A 12,090-nucleotide genomic window follows, 5' to 3' on the forward strand; every position below is an offset into this window, starting at 1 on the left:
CCGCTGAAGAAGGCCCTCCTTGCCACGATCTGCCGGATTTTTCTTGCAAATTTTTTCCGCAGTGCTGTCGGAGCGGGGCATATTGGCGCGTCTTTAGAACAGACGAGGAAAGTGCCGCCCAATGCTCTATGCCATCCTTTGCTATCACGATGAGGACTTTGTCGGCTCCTGGAGCAAGGAGCAGGACGAGGCCGTGATGAAGAAGCTCGCGGTGGTGCAGGAGAAGCTCACGAGCCAAGGCCGGCTCGGGCCCGTGGCGCGGCTACTGCCGACCACGGCGGCGGCGACCTTGCGCAAGGAGGACCCGCCCTTGGTGCTCGACGGCCCCTATGCCGAGACCAAGGAGCAGCTGCTCGGCTTCTACATCGTCGATTGCAAGAATCTCGACGAGGCCCTCGACGTCGCGCGCGATCTCGGCGCCGCCAATCCCGGCGGTGCCTATGAGGTGCGCCCCGTCGGCGTATTCCGGCCCGGAGGAAACCTGACGTGAGCGAGGCCGACACCGCCTGGATCGAGACTGCGCTGACCTCGGCGCGACCCCAGGCGGTCGGCGCGCTGCTGCGCTATTTCCGCGACCTCGACACGGCCGAGGAGGCCTTCCAGAACGCGTGTCTGCGCGCGCTGAAGACCTGGCCGCAGAATGGTCCGCCGCGCGATCCTGCGGCTTGGCTGATCATGGTCGGCCGCAACGTCGCCATCGACGAGGTGCGACGCACGCGCAGGCAGCAGCCGCTGCCGGAGGACGACCAGGCGATCTCCGATCTCGACGACGCCGAGGGTGCGCTGGCCGAGCGGCTCGACGGCTCCCACTACCGCGACGACATCCTGCGGCTGATGTTCATCTGCTGCCATCCGCAATTGCCGGCGACGCAGCAGATCGCGTTGGCGCTTCGTATCGTCTCGGGCCTTACCGTGAAGCAGATCGCGCGCGCCTTCCTGGTCTCGGAGGCGGCGATGGAGCAGCGCATCACCCGTGCCAAGGCGAAGGTCGCCGAGGCGGGGACGCCGTTCGAGGCGCCCGGCGCGGTCGAGCGCTCCGAGCGCCTCGCCGGCGTCGCGGCGATGATCTATTTGATCTTCAACGAGGGCTATTCGGCGAGCGGCGACACCGCCGAGATCAGAAAGCCGCTCTGCGAGGAGGCGATCCGGCTGGCGCGGCTGCTGCTGCGGTTGTTTCCGAGCGAGCCGGAGATCATGGGGCTGACCGCGCTCATCCTGTTGCAACATGCACGCAGCGCCGCGCGCTTCGCCGGGGATGGCACGCTGATCCTGCTGGACGATCAGGACCGTTCATTGTGGAACGGCACCATGATCGCGGAGGGGCTTGCCTTGATCGACAAGGCGATGCGCCATCGCCGCAGCGGGCCCTACCAGATCCAAGCCGCGATCGCCGCGCTGCATGCCCGCGCGTCGGCACCGGAGCAGACCGACTGGGCGCAGATCGACCTGCTCTATGGCGCGCTCGAAGTCGTGCAGCCCTCTCCCGTGGTCACCCTCAACCGCGCGGTCGCGGTCTCCAAGGTGCGAGGGCCGCAAGCCGCGCTCGATCTGATCGAGCCGCTGGCTCCGAAGCTTGCCAATTACTTCCATTTCTACGGCGTGCGCGGCGCCTTCCTGATGCAGCTCGGCCGCAACGACGAAGCCCGCATTGCCTTCGACCGCGCCATTGCGCTGGCCAACACGTCGGCGGAAGCCGCCCATATCCGCATGCATCTCGATCGCCTGATCCGGGACAGCCAGCCGAAGCAACCCAACGGCGGCACGAGGCAGGGTGCGAAGGCGACATAGGCGCATCTGCCTCCACATCGTCATGGCCGGGCTTGTCCCGGGCATCCACGTTCTCCGGGCCTCTTGGCTAAGACGTGGATGGCCGGGACAAGCCCGGCCATGACGTGGGGTGAGGACTTTGCCAAAAAATCCGTTTCCGAATTGTCGGCCCTTGCCATCCCCGTTCGTCCTAGGCCCGTATCCACGGAGCCCCTCATGCTGAAAGCCATTGCCATCATCGCCATCCTGCTCGTCGCCGGACTTGCGGGCGTCCTCGTCTTCGCGCTGACGAAGCCCGACACCTTCCGCGTCGAGCGTAGCCTCGCCGTGAAGGCGCCGGCCGGTGCGATCTATCTGGAGGTCGCCGATTTCCGCCGCTGGACCGGCTGGTCCCCCTATGAGAACCGCGACCCCGCCATGAAGCGCAGCTTCGGTGGAGCTCCGGAAGGCAAGGGCGCGACCTATGCCTGGGACGGCAACAACAATGTCGGCGCCGGCCGCATGGAGATCCTCGAGGCGAACGGGCCGTCCAAGCTTCGCATCAAGCTCGATTTCGAACGGCCGTTCGAGGGGCACAATACCGCCGAGTTCACCTTTGTGCCGCAAGGCGATGCCACTCTGGTCACATGGGCGATGTACGGTCCGGCCCCGTTCATATCCAAGATCATGCAGGTCTTCATCAACATGGACAGCATGATCGGCAAGGATTTCGAGGCCGGTCTCGCCAGCCTGAAGCAGCTGACCGAGAAGCACTAGGCCTCACCGCAAACGAAGAGGAGAGAAACGATGCTCAATCCGTATCTGTTCTATCAGGACACTTGCGAAGCGGCGTTCAATCATTACGCCAAGGTTCTCGGCGGCAAGATCGACGCCATGATGCGCTCGTCGGACGCGCCGCCGGACATGCCCGCGGCGCCCGGCCGCGAGAACATGATCATGCATGCGCGGATGTCGCTGCCCGACGGCAGCGTGCTGATGGCGTCCGACGTGCCGCCGGAGCATTTCAGCAAGCCGCAAGGCTTTTCGATCTCGTTCACGGTCAAGGATCCCGCCGATGGCGAACGCAAGTTCAACGCGCTCGCCGAGGGTGGCTCCGTCACCATGCCGTTCAGCAAGACCTTCTGGGCCAAGGGCTTCGGCATGTGCGTCGACAAGTTCGGCATTCCCTGGATGGTGAATTGTCCGGAAGAAATGTGACGCCCGCGACTTCATGCATGATCGGTTGAGCCGCGATCCCCTCTCTCCATCTCTGCGGGAGAGGGGACGCACGGGCTCGTCATGATCGAACCCGTCGTGAACTCGCTCAGCGGGTCGATCCGGTTACGTCGTCGTCCTGCCGCGGCTGAACACAGCGGGGGCAGATCACGAGCTTGGTGCCGAGCTTCCTGTCGTTTTCCGCTTCGATCTCGTCGTGAACCGCCCACCACGCCTCGGAGTATGGCCGCAAGGTGTCGAGCACACGTTGCCGCTCCTGATTGGGATCGCTTGCCGCGGGCGCGGGATTGGTGGCGCGCGGCTTCGCGATATGAGGGCGTCTGGCGCTCTTGTTCGGATCTGGGCCGAGGCCATCCCATGCGATCGGACGACGCTCCTGCGCCGGCGCGACTGCACATCCCAGCAGCGCTGTGCAGAAAGTGAGCAAGATGAAGCCGTTTCGCATCAATGCCGGACCCAGATTTCGTCGCGCAATGCGCAAGCCCCGCGCAGGAGACTCGCACAGCGTCGGTCAATTGGAACTTAAGGCAAACGAGTTGGCCGGCATGGCCGAGCAATGAACTCACGATTCGCATTACTTTGCGCGAGCAGTGAGGCCGCTTCGTGAAACCAGACGAACTGCATCGCACAACAATTGACGCAATATTGGGCTGTAATCTGCACGTCAGAATCGCTATTGGTGATTCATAAAATCTAAAAAGCTGGGGTGGACGTCACTTGAAGGGGAGCGACCGATGGCGGCGGCGCTACAGATCAATTTTGCCCTGTGGGGAATGCTTATCTGCGTCAGCATGAAGCTGGGGCCGGTGATTCAGACGCTTTATTGACGGCAGCCCAAGCGTGATGGCGTAGAGACCCGGTGCGCACTTTGGGTGCGAGCACAGGGAACCCACCGTATGGCCTCGGGCCGGCCACGCCAAATGCCTTTGATGTGACGCGGTTCACATAAGAACTTGTTCATGTCGCCTGGGTGCGGCTGGCGAATTCGTCAGCGGCAGCGCGGATAGATCGCGGCGAGATCACGGCCCTTGAGCAGAAGCAATCGCGAGCTGAGCCCGCCGCGGCGGCTGATCCAGTCGCGGACCGGGCCGGGATAGGCGGCAAGCACCGCGACCGATGCTTCCGGTTCGGCATAAAGGCGCCCACGCCGGTCGACCGAACGCGCCGCATGGAAGCCGAGCACGGCGCGCTTGGTGACGCAGATGCGCTCTTCCGGCACGACGCTCAGAACCAGTGTGCAGGCAGACAGGCAAGGGCCGTCGATCACCACGCGCTCGCCGCTGTCGCGCACCTTCTCGAACAAATCGAGGAACGGCCCCACTTGTCCGCCCGGCGACTGGATGATGCGGATTTCCGCGGCGGCGGGCGTGATGGCAAGGAGTGCCGATGCGAGCATCAGGGCTTTGACGAAAGCGCGTCGCATGGAGCACTCCAACAGCTCGGTTTCGTAGTTTCGTAGGGTGGGCAAAGCGCAGCGTGCCCACCGCAGTGATGTGGTGGGCACGGCGCTCGCGCGCCTTTGCCCACCCTACAACTACAACATCTGTACCTACCCGTTCCGCCTCTGACCGCGCAGCGTCGGCAGGCCGATGCCGGCTGCATCGAAGCCGCCATCAACGGCCAAAATTTGGCCGGTGATGTAGCTCGCACTTGCCGAGCACAGGAAGTAGATCGCTTCCGCAAGCTCCTCCTCCAGGCCGTAGCGGTTGAGCGGAATGGCGTCGTGATAGTCGGCGCGGATCTCCCTGGTGTGCACCTGCTTGGCCATCGCCGTGTCGACCGGCCCCGGCGCGACCGCGTTGACGCGGATGTTGAGCGAGGCAAGCTCGACCGCGAGCTGCTTGGTCAGGTGCGCGAGCCCGGCCTTGCTGGTGCCGTAGGCCGAGCGCAGCGTCGAGGCGCGTACCGCCGAGATCGAGGTGATGTTGACGATGGCCCCGCCATGGCCCTCGCGCATCAAGGGCACGGCCGCCTTGGTGCAGACGAAGGGGCCGGTGAGGTTGACCTCGAAGACGCGGCGCCAATCGGTCTCGGATGTTTCCATCAGCGGCGCGAACACCGCGATGCCGGCATTGTTGACGAGCGCATCGAGCCGGCCGAACCGGCGCTCGAGCTCCGCCATCGCATCGCTCACTGCGGCCGCGTCCGAGACGTCGCAGGTCAGCGCCAGCGTCGCCTCGCTCTGGTCGATCTCGGCGACCGCCCGGCCGAGCAGCTCGCCCTCGATGTCGAGCAGCGCCACGCGCCAACCCTCGGCCAGAAACTTCTTCGCGGTCGCGAGCCCGATGCCGCGCGCGGCTCCGGTGACGAGGGCGACTTTTTGCGGGGCAGGGGGCATCGGCTGATCGGTCCTTTGTCGAAAAATGCTCGCGAGCGCGGGCTCCTTTTACTTCGCTTTGGCCTCGATGAGGAACCTGGCCGACGAAAATTATTCCCGCCCCGGTGTCGGTTCCGACAGGGACCGTTCGTCTTGCAGGGGAGCGCGGCCCCTTTCGGCGCCTCCGGAAATGACGAAGAAGCGTAAGGACATTCCATGCGATTCATGATGCTGATGATCCCGCTCGGTTACGAAACCGCGCCGCCGGACGTCCAGCTTGATCCCGAGCGGGTCGCGGCGATGATGCGCTACAACGAGGCGCTGAAGAACGCAGGCGTGCTGATCACGCTCGACGGCCTGCATCCGCCGTCGATGGGCGCACGGGTTTCGTTTGCGACCGGCGAGCCCATCGTCACCGACGGCCCATTCGCCGAGGCCAAGGAAGTCCTGGGCGGATATTGGATGATCGAGGTTGCCTCGCGGGCCGAGGCGATTGCCTGGGCAAAGCAGTGCCCGGCCTCGCCGAACGAAATCATCGAGATCCGGCAGGTGCAGGAGCTGGCCGACTTTCCGCCCGACGTGCAGGCCGCGGCGGCCGCTTTCGGCGACCTGAAGACATAGCGGCGGTGGTCGCGATCAGATCGCGGCCGTCATCAACAAATCACCAAAGGAGAGACCGATGAGCACCGAACACAAATTCCTCGCCGTCTATCTCGGCAGCATGAGCGGCGAAAAGATGAAGGCCTGGCACGCGATGCCCGAGGCCGAACGTAAGGCCAGAGAGCGCGAGGGCATGGCCGCCTGGCATGGCTGGGTCGAGAAGCACAAGGACGTCATCGTCGAGCTGGGCGGCCCGCTCGGCAAGACCCGCAGGATCGACGGAAGCGGCATCACCGAGATCAGCAACGCACTGACCGGCTTCACGGTGGTGCGCGCTGCCTCGCAAGAGGAGGCTGCCAAGCTGTTCGAGAACCATCCGCACTTTGCGATCTTCCCGGGCGAGGCGATCGAGGTCATGCCTGTCTTGCCGATTCCGCAGATGTAGGTTCGAGTGGATCGTCATTCCGGGGCGGTCCGCAGGACCGAACCCGGAATGACGAGATTCTCAGGTGCGCAAGCGCGCACCGGGTTCGATGCTGGCGCATTGCCCCGGAATGACTGCGGAGGATACGGTTAATCAAACTCGGCCGCCGCTAGTGACCTTCGCGCCCGCCTCATGTAAAGCTCGTTCACATGAGCTGGCGCAAGGAACAGCGCCGCGCCGAGCGCGGCTATCACCACGGCAATCTGAAGGAGGCCCTGTTGCAGGCCGCTCTCGGGCTGATCGCCGAGAAGGGCGCGGCCGGCTTCACCTTCGCCGATGCCGCACGCATGGCCGGCGTCAGCGCGGCGGCGCCCTACCGGCATTTCCGCGACCGTGACGAGCTGCTGTCCTCGATCGCCCAGCGCGGCTTCGAGCAATTCGAGGCGCGCCTGACCGCGGCCTGGGACGACGGCCGTCCCGATACGGTCACCGCGTTCGAGCGCGTCGGCAAGGCCTATCTCGCCTTCGCCCGCGATGAGCCGGCCTTCTACAACGCGATGTTCGAGTCCGGTCTGCCGGTCGACGCCAATCCGGCGCTGCAGGCCGCGAGCGAGCGGGCGTTCAACATCATTCGCGCCGCGGCCGAGCGGCTTGCAGCGCTTGCGCCTCCCGGCATGCCGCGGCCGCCGGCGATGATGATGGCGCTGCACATCTGGACCATGGCGCATGGCGTGGCTTCGCTGTTCTCCCGCGGCGACGCGGCGCGGCGAAAACTGCCGATGTCTCCGGACGAGCTGCTCGAGGCCGAGGTTCTGATCTATCTGCGCGGTCTCGGCTTCCCGACCGATCGCCGCCCGCCGGCGAAAGGCGCCGAGCCGCCGCCGGTGCCACCGGAGGCATCCTCCGGTTCCGGAGTGCCGCCCGGGGGGCCCTGGGGCAAGCCGAAATAGACTGACGCAATAATCACGCGGGCGTGTCTGGCGCCCAGCTTGACAAAATCGGTGGATGGTCTAGCTATGTAAATGTTATTTACATTCACAACGGCGCTGGTGCCGTGATGGAGATGGGAAATGGCCTACACCGCTGACGTCAATCGCTGGCGCGGCCCTTCGGACCAATACCAACGGTACGAGCGTCCCCGCATGCTCGATACGCCCTGGCATCCCGGCTGGATCGCCGTGACCATCCTCGGCTTCATCATCTGGTGGCCGATCGGGCTTGCCCTTCTCTTTTTCACACTCGGGAGCAGAAGAATGTCGTGCTGGAGCAACCAGGATCGCTGGCAGAACAAGATGGAGCGGATGCAGTACAAGATGGACCGCGTGCGCGGCCGCATGGAGCGCAGCGGCTTCGGCTTTGGCTTCGGCCCGCCGTCCTCCGGCAACCGCGCCTTCGACGAGTATCGCTCTGAAACGCTGCGCCGGCTCGAGGAAGAGCAGGTCGAGTTCAGGAACTTCCTCGACCGTCTGCGTCACGCCAAGGACAAGGAAGAGTTCGACCAGTTCATGGCGCAGCACAAGACCCGTCCGACCCCGCCGCCGACCGACCAGCAGCAGGGCTGACCTTCAAGGCCTGACACCTCTCAAAGCCCTCAGGCGCATGCCCCCAAAGTCCTGATGGCCCCGAGCCGCCCGTCTGCGCAACCCGCAGGCGGGCGGTTTGGCTTTGGGAACGTGGGCACGGCCCCGATCCGTTTGATCGAAGGCGCATGACCCCGAGCGTTCAGCGCACTGTCACGAGCTGGGCCTGCACCGAAGCCAGGAAATGCGCGTAGGCGTGATCCACGATCTCGTTGAGCGATCGTGTTCGCGCGAAGATCGCCCTGGCTTCAGTGAGAAACTCATCGCGGGTTGGTATCTTCGGCAGATGCAGGTGTGTCAGTGCGTCCACGCCGTCATGCGCGCGATTGAGGATGTCGTGCAGCGTCGGCAGTTGCAGCTGGGCGAGATCGGCCCGACGCCGCGCCGAGGAGATCGCATGCGCCAGCTTTTGTGCATCGAACCGTTCGGCGAGCTCGATGGCCGCCCGCTTGATGACCCGGGCGCCGAGCGGCTGCTCGTTGCGCAGCACCTGTTCGGGCGGCGCCTTCATGTTCCAGACGATTCCGAGCCAGGACAGCACTTTGAGGACGTAATAGGTGATGTCGATCTCCCACCAGCGGAAGCCCTGACGCACGCTGCTCTGGTAGGCGTGGTGATTGTTGTGCCAGCCTTCACCCAGGGTGAACAGCGCCAGCAGCCAGTTGTTGCGGGAATCATCGCCGGTCACGTAGCGCTTGCGTCCATGCACATGGGCGAGCGAATTGATGCAGAAGGTGGCGTGATAGAGCAGCACCGTGCTCCACAGGAAGCCGACCACCAGACCCGACCATCCCGCGACCAGGAAGCAGAGCGCCGCAAGCACGATCGCCGGCAACAGCTCGAGCCGATGCAGCCACATCAGCTCGGGATAGGCCGCGAGATCGCCGACCTTGACGAGGTCGGTCGCATCGTGCCGGCGGTAGAAGATCCAGCCGAGATGGCTGTACACGAAGCCGCGATGACGCGGCGAATGCACGTCGATCTCGGTGTCGGAATGCAGATGATGGTGCCGGTGCTTGGCCGCCCACCACAACACGCTCTTTTGCGCGCTGCTTTGCGCCAGGCACGCCAGCATGAACTGAAACGTCCGGCTGGTCGCGTACGCCCGATGCGAGAAATAGCGATGGTAGCCGGCGCAGACGCCGAACATCCGCGCGATGTACAACGAGACGCAGATTGCGACGGCCTGCCATGTGACGCCCGACCAGATCGCCGCAACGCAGCCGAGATGGACCAGCAGGAACGGCACGGCGGAGGGATACATGATGTCGTCGTGGTGGTCGTCGGCGGGCGCGTTGGGCGACATGTCTTGGCGTGACCTCAGGTATTGGGGGTGCGGGATTCGTGTCGGCAGCGAGGGCCGCCGGGTACGAAAAACCCGCGGATGGCGGACCACCACGGGGCTCGAACGAGCTGCTTTGCATGGACATCGCCGCCAAGGCAGCTTCGGCCGACGATTCAACTGACTATATGGTTGCGAATGCCTGGCATGCAAGCTCGTAGCCTCACGGGGAGCTGCGGCATGCTGCTCAGGTTGCAGCGGCATGGTGCGGAGGGGGCGCACGGACTATGTTTGAGACCTGAAGGAAGCCCCACACCGGAGGCGGCGATGACGGCAGCTGTGACCGCGACGAACGATCGCCTGTGGCAGCAGATACGTGGTGAGGCGCAGCGTGCGGCTGCATCCGATCCGGTCCTCGGCAGATCGCTCGCCGAGACCGTCCTCGCGCATGACGGTCTTGCGGCGGCTCTGGCCGATCTCATCGGGCGCAGGCTCGGCGGCAATCCCGCAGGGCAGGCGCGCTTCGCTGCCTTTTCCCGCGACGCTTTTCACTTTTCGCCGGAGCTGACCGAAGCGGCCGGCCGCGACTTGCAGGCCATCGTGCGCAACGATCCCGCCATCGCCGGCCTGTTGGCGCCGCTGCTGCATTTCAAGGGCTATGTCGCGCTGCAAGCCTGGCGCGTCTCGAACTGGCTCTGGCATCGTGACCAGCGCGATGCGGCGCTGCTGTTTCAGAACGAGGCGTCGAACGTCCTGCAGGTCAGCATTCATCCGGCGGCCAGCATCGGCGCGTCCGTCTATCTCGATCATGCCACCGGCGTCGTGATCGGCGCCAACGTCGTGATCGGCGACGAGGTCACCATCCTCCAGAATGTCAGCATCGGCCGCAGCAATGAGCTGCCGCCACGCTCGCCGCGCATCGGCCGCGGCGTGTTCATCGGTGCGGGCGCGACCATTTTGGGCGATGTCCGGATTGGCGATTGCGCCAGGATCGGCGCCGACACGGTCGTGACCTCCGACGTTCCCTTTGGCTGCACCGCGGTCGGAAATCCCGCGCGATTGACCAACTGCCCCGAGCCCGCGCCGGCGGCTTGAGGCGCGAACACATCAAGCGGCGTGGCGGGCGGCCCGACCAGAGCCAAGGCATGGTCGCCGAGATCTGCCCCGGCAGCCTGCCTTTGATTCAGGCCGCTTGGCGGCGGCTCTCGCCGCCGTGCTGCGGCGTGACCGGCTCCGAGCTGGTCTGGCCCGGCGCATCCAGCACCGCGACGCGATGCCGGTAGACCATCTCCCCCTGGGTCCGGGTTCAGCACCGCAATTCAGGGGCGTTGCCGTGCGTCCGGGAGGCGGACGGGGCTCGTCCGGACGCCAACCGCCTGCGCGGCCTGTCTTTCCCGCCGCCCAATTCACCCGTGGTAACCTCGCATTAACCAACGCCGGGCTCTGGTAAGGGCGGGCAGTCGCGCCCAAAGCCCGAAGCCGAGGCCCGTCAAGGCCCGGGGCCAAAGGCCCATAGTTTTGACATCTTGGCAGGGAATGCAGGCGGCCGGCTTTGGACGAGCCCCTGCACCCCCGAAAGACAAGGCTTTGAGCGGGCTTGCCGGCCGCGCCGGTTGTAGCGCGGTCATTGGGGAACCGGCAGCCATTTGCTGGCCGGCACATCGGGTAACGATCGCCTTGAGAGGATACTGCTTATGAATCCGGCCGACGTGGCTCAGTCAGCCCTTCCGGTTGCCGCTTCCGCGGACGTGTCGCTGATCGCGCTGTTCTGGCAGGCTCACTGGATCGTGAAAGCGGTGATGCTGGGGCTTCTGGCCTGCTCGGTCTGGGTCTGGGCCATCGCCATCGACAAGATCTTCCTGTTTGCCCGCACCCGCCGCTCGATGGACCGCTTCGAGCAGGCGTTCTGGTCCGGCGAATCGATCGAGGAGCTCTATCGCACGCTATCGGCCAAGCCGACGCATTCGATGGCGGCGTGCTTCGTCGCGGCGATGCGCGAGTGGAAACGGTCGTTCGAGAGCCATGCCCGCTCGGTCGCGGGCCTGCAGATGCGCATCGACAAGGTCATGAACGTCTCGATCGCCCGCGAGGTCGAGCGGCTGGAACGCCGCCTGCTGGTGCTCGCCACCGTCGGCTCCGCCGGCCCCTTCGTCGGCCTGTTCGGCACGGTCTGGGGCATCATGTCGAGCTTCCAGTCGATCGCGGCGTCGAAAAATACCTCTCTGGCGGTGGTGGCGCCGGGCATCGCGGAGGCGCTGTTTGCGACCGCCGTCGGCCTTATCGCCGCCATTCCCGCCACTATCTTCTACAATAAGTTCACCTCCGAGGTGAACCGGCAGGCCCAGCGGCTGGAAGGCTTCGCCGATGAATTTTCCGCCATTCTGTCGCGTCAGATCGACGAGCGGGGCTGACCGGCGGCATGTATAGTGTGAAGGGCAATTTGGGCACGCGATCATGGCGATGAACGTTGCGAGTTCGTCCGGCGGCGGCGGCCGCCGAGGCCGGCGCAAGCCCGTCGTGGCCGAGATCAACGTCACGCCGATGGTCGACGTGATGCTGGTGCTGCTCATCATCTTCATGGTGTCGGCGCCGATGCTCACGGTCGGCGTGCCGCTCGACCTGCCGCAGACCCAGGCCAAGAGCCTCGAGAACAACGACCAGAAGCCGATCCAGATGTCGGTCGACATCAAGGGCAAGGTGTTCATCAACGATTCCGAGATCGCCATCAACGAGCTGGTCCCCAAGCTGAAGGCGATCACGGACGCGCGCGGCGGGCTCGAGGAACGCATCTATCTGCGCGCCGACAAGAAGGCGGATTACGGCACGGTGGCCAAGGTGATGGGCCTGTTGTCCGGCGCCGGATTCAAGAAGCTCGCCCTCGTCACGGAAGCGGATCAGGGGTAAG

General features: G+C 64.9%; 15 protein-coding genes. 11 read left to right on the forward strand and 4 right to left on the reverse strand.

Annotated elements, in window-relative coordinates; all coding sequences use genetic code 11:
* The first annotated feature begins 121 nt into the window (after nucleotides 1-121).
* From WI560_RS04745 to WI560_RS04760, 4 genes are all read left to right on the forward strand, one after another.
* On the forward strand, nucleotides 122-490 hold the full coding sequence (locus tag WI560_RS04745) for a YciI family protein (RefSeq protein WP_028138414.1): 369 nt from the start codon (nucleotides 122-124) through the stop codon (nucleotides 488-490).
* Nucleotides 487-1,788 (forward strand): RNA polymerase sigma factor, encoded by a 1,302-nt coding sequence (locus WI560_RS04750; RefSeq protein WP_375307082.1) that lies wholly within the window; start codon nucleotides 487-489, stop codon nucleotides 1,786-1,788. Before WI560_RS04745 ends, WI560_RS04750 begins: the two co-directional genes overlap by 4 nt.
* 195 nt (nucleotides 1,789-1,983) lie before the next feature.
* The gene (gene kdpF / locus WI560_RS04755; protein WP_375307083.1) at nucleotides 1,984-2,523 is read left to right on the forward strand and encodes a K(+)-transporting ATPase subunit F; all 540 of its coding nucleotides are present in this window, start codon (nucleotides 1,984-1,986) and stop codon (nucleotides 2,521-2,523) included.
* Nucleotides 2,524-2,553: 30 nt separating this feature from the next.
* A complete protein-coding gene (locus WI560_RS04760) occupies nucleotides 2,554-2,964 on the forward strand; it encodes a VOC family protein (RefSeq protein WP_257176729.1) in 411 nt (136 codons plus the stop codon).
* Nucleotides 2,965-3,070: 106 nt separating this feature from the next.
* Here WI560_RS04760 and WI560_RS04765 read toward each other — a convergent pair whose 3' ends face one another.
* The 3 genes from WI560_RS04765 to WI560_RS04775 form a co-directional block, all read right to left on the reverse strand.
* A complete protein-coding gene (locus WI560_RS04765) occupies nucleotides 3,071-3,430 on the reverse strand; it encodes a hypothetical protein (protein ID WP_375308772.1) in 360 nt (119 codons plus the stop codon).
* A gap of 540 nt (nucleotides 3,431-3,970) precedes the next feature.
* Nucleotides 3,971-4,405, reverse strand: a complete 435-nt coding sequence (locus WI560_RS04770; RefSeq protein WP_375307084.1) for a hypothetical protein — start codon at nucleotides 4,403-4,405, stop codon at nucleotides 3,971-3,973.
* Nucleotides 4,406-4,531: 126 nt separating this feature from the next.
* A complete protein-coding gene (locus WI560_RS04775) occupies nucleotides 4,532-5,320 on the reverse strand; it encodes an SDR family NAD(P)-dependent oxidoreductase (RefSeq protein ID WP_375307085.1) in 789 nt (262 codons plus the stop codon).
* 195 nt (nucleotides 5,321-5,515) lie between these two features.
* On the opposite strand from WI560_RS04775, the gene WI560_RS04780 reads away from it, so the two are divergent.
* The 4 genes from WI560_RS04780 (at nucleotide 5,516) to WI560_RS04795 (ending at nucleotide 7,885) form a co-directional block, all read left to right on the forward strand.
* The gene (locus WI560_RS04780; protein WP_375307086.1) at nucleotides 5,516-5,920 is read left to right on the forward strand and encodes a YciI family protein; all 405 of its coding nucleotides are present in this window, start codon (nucleotides 5,516-5,518) and stop codon (nucleotides 5,918-5,920) included.
* 58 nt (nucleotides 5,921-5,978) lie between these two features.
* Nucleotides 5,979-6,344 (forward strand): YciI family protein, encoded by a 366-nt coding sequence (locus tag WI560_RS04785; protein ID WP_257176733.1) that lies wholly within the window; start codon nucleotides 5,979-5,981, stop codon nucleotides 6,342-6,344.
* Between the two features lie 188 nt (nucleotides 6,345-6,532).
* Nucleotides 6,533-7,273: a TetR/AcrR family transcriptional regulator gene (locus tag WI560_RS04790; RefSeq protein WP_375307087.1), complete on the forward strand. Its 741-nt coding sequence runs from the start codon at nucleotides 6,533-6,535 to the stop codon at nucleotides 7,271-7,273.
* Between the two features lie 120 nt (nucleotides 7,274-7,393).
* The gene (locus WI560_RS04795) at nucleotides 7,394-7,885 is read left to right on the forward strand and encodes a DUF2852 domain-containing protein (protein ID WP_375307088.1); all 492 of its coding nucleotides are present in this window, start codon (nucleotides 7,394-7,396) and stop codon (nucleotides 7,883-7,885) included.
* A 160-nt stretch (nucleotides 7,886-8,045) separates the two neighbouring features.
* Here the strand turns inward: WI560_RS04795 and WI560_RS04800 are convergent, their stop codons facing one another.
* The gene (locus WI560_RS04800; RefSeq protein WP_375307089.1) at nucleotides 8,046-9,209 is read right to left on the reverse strand and encodes an acyl-CoA desaturase; all 1,164 of its coding nucleotides are present in this window, start codon (nucleotides 9,207-9,209) and stop codon (nucleotides 8,046-8,048) included.
* Nucleotides 9,210-9,512: 303 nt separating this feature from the next.
* Here WI560_RS04800 and WI560_RS04805 point away from each other — a divergent pair, with 303 nt between their 5' ends.
* The 3 genes from WI560_RS04805 to tolR all read left to right on the forward strand — a co-directional run bounded on the left by WI560_RS04805 (nucleotide 9,513) and on the right by tolR (nucleotide 12,089).
* On the forward strand, nucleotides 9,513-10,280 hold the full coding sequence (locus tag WI560_RS04805) for a serine acetyltransferase (RefSeq protein WP_375307090.1): 768 nt from the start codon (nucleotides 9,513-9,515) through the stop codon (nucleotides 10,278-10,280).
* Between the two features lie 599 nt (nucleotides 10,281-10,879).
* Nucleotides 10,880-11,596 carry a protein TolQ gene (gene tolQ, locus WI560_RS04810; protein WP_028138400.1) on the forward strand — a complete coding sequence of 239 codons (717 nt, stop codon included), beginning with the start codon at nucleotides 10,880-10,882 and terminating at the stop codon, nucleotides 11,594-11,596.
* 43 nt (nucleotides 11,597-11,639) lie between these two features.
* Nucleotides 11,640-12,089 (forward strand): protein TolR, encoded by a 450-nt coding sequence (gene tolR, locus WI560_RS04815; RefSeq protein WP_220008967.1) that lies wholly within the window; start codon nucleotides 11,640-11,642, stop codon nucleotides 12,087-12,089.
* The last annotated feature ends 1 nt before the right edge of the window (nucleotide 12,090 follow it).

It is taken from the genome of Bradyrhizobium sp. A11 (assembly GCF_042077125.1).
In the GTDB taxonomy this organism is placed as follows: Bacteria; Pseudomonadota; Alphaproteobacteria; order Rhizobiales; family Xanthobacteraceae; genus Bradyrhizobium; species Bradyrhizobium japonicum_B.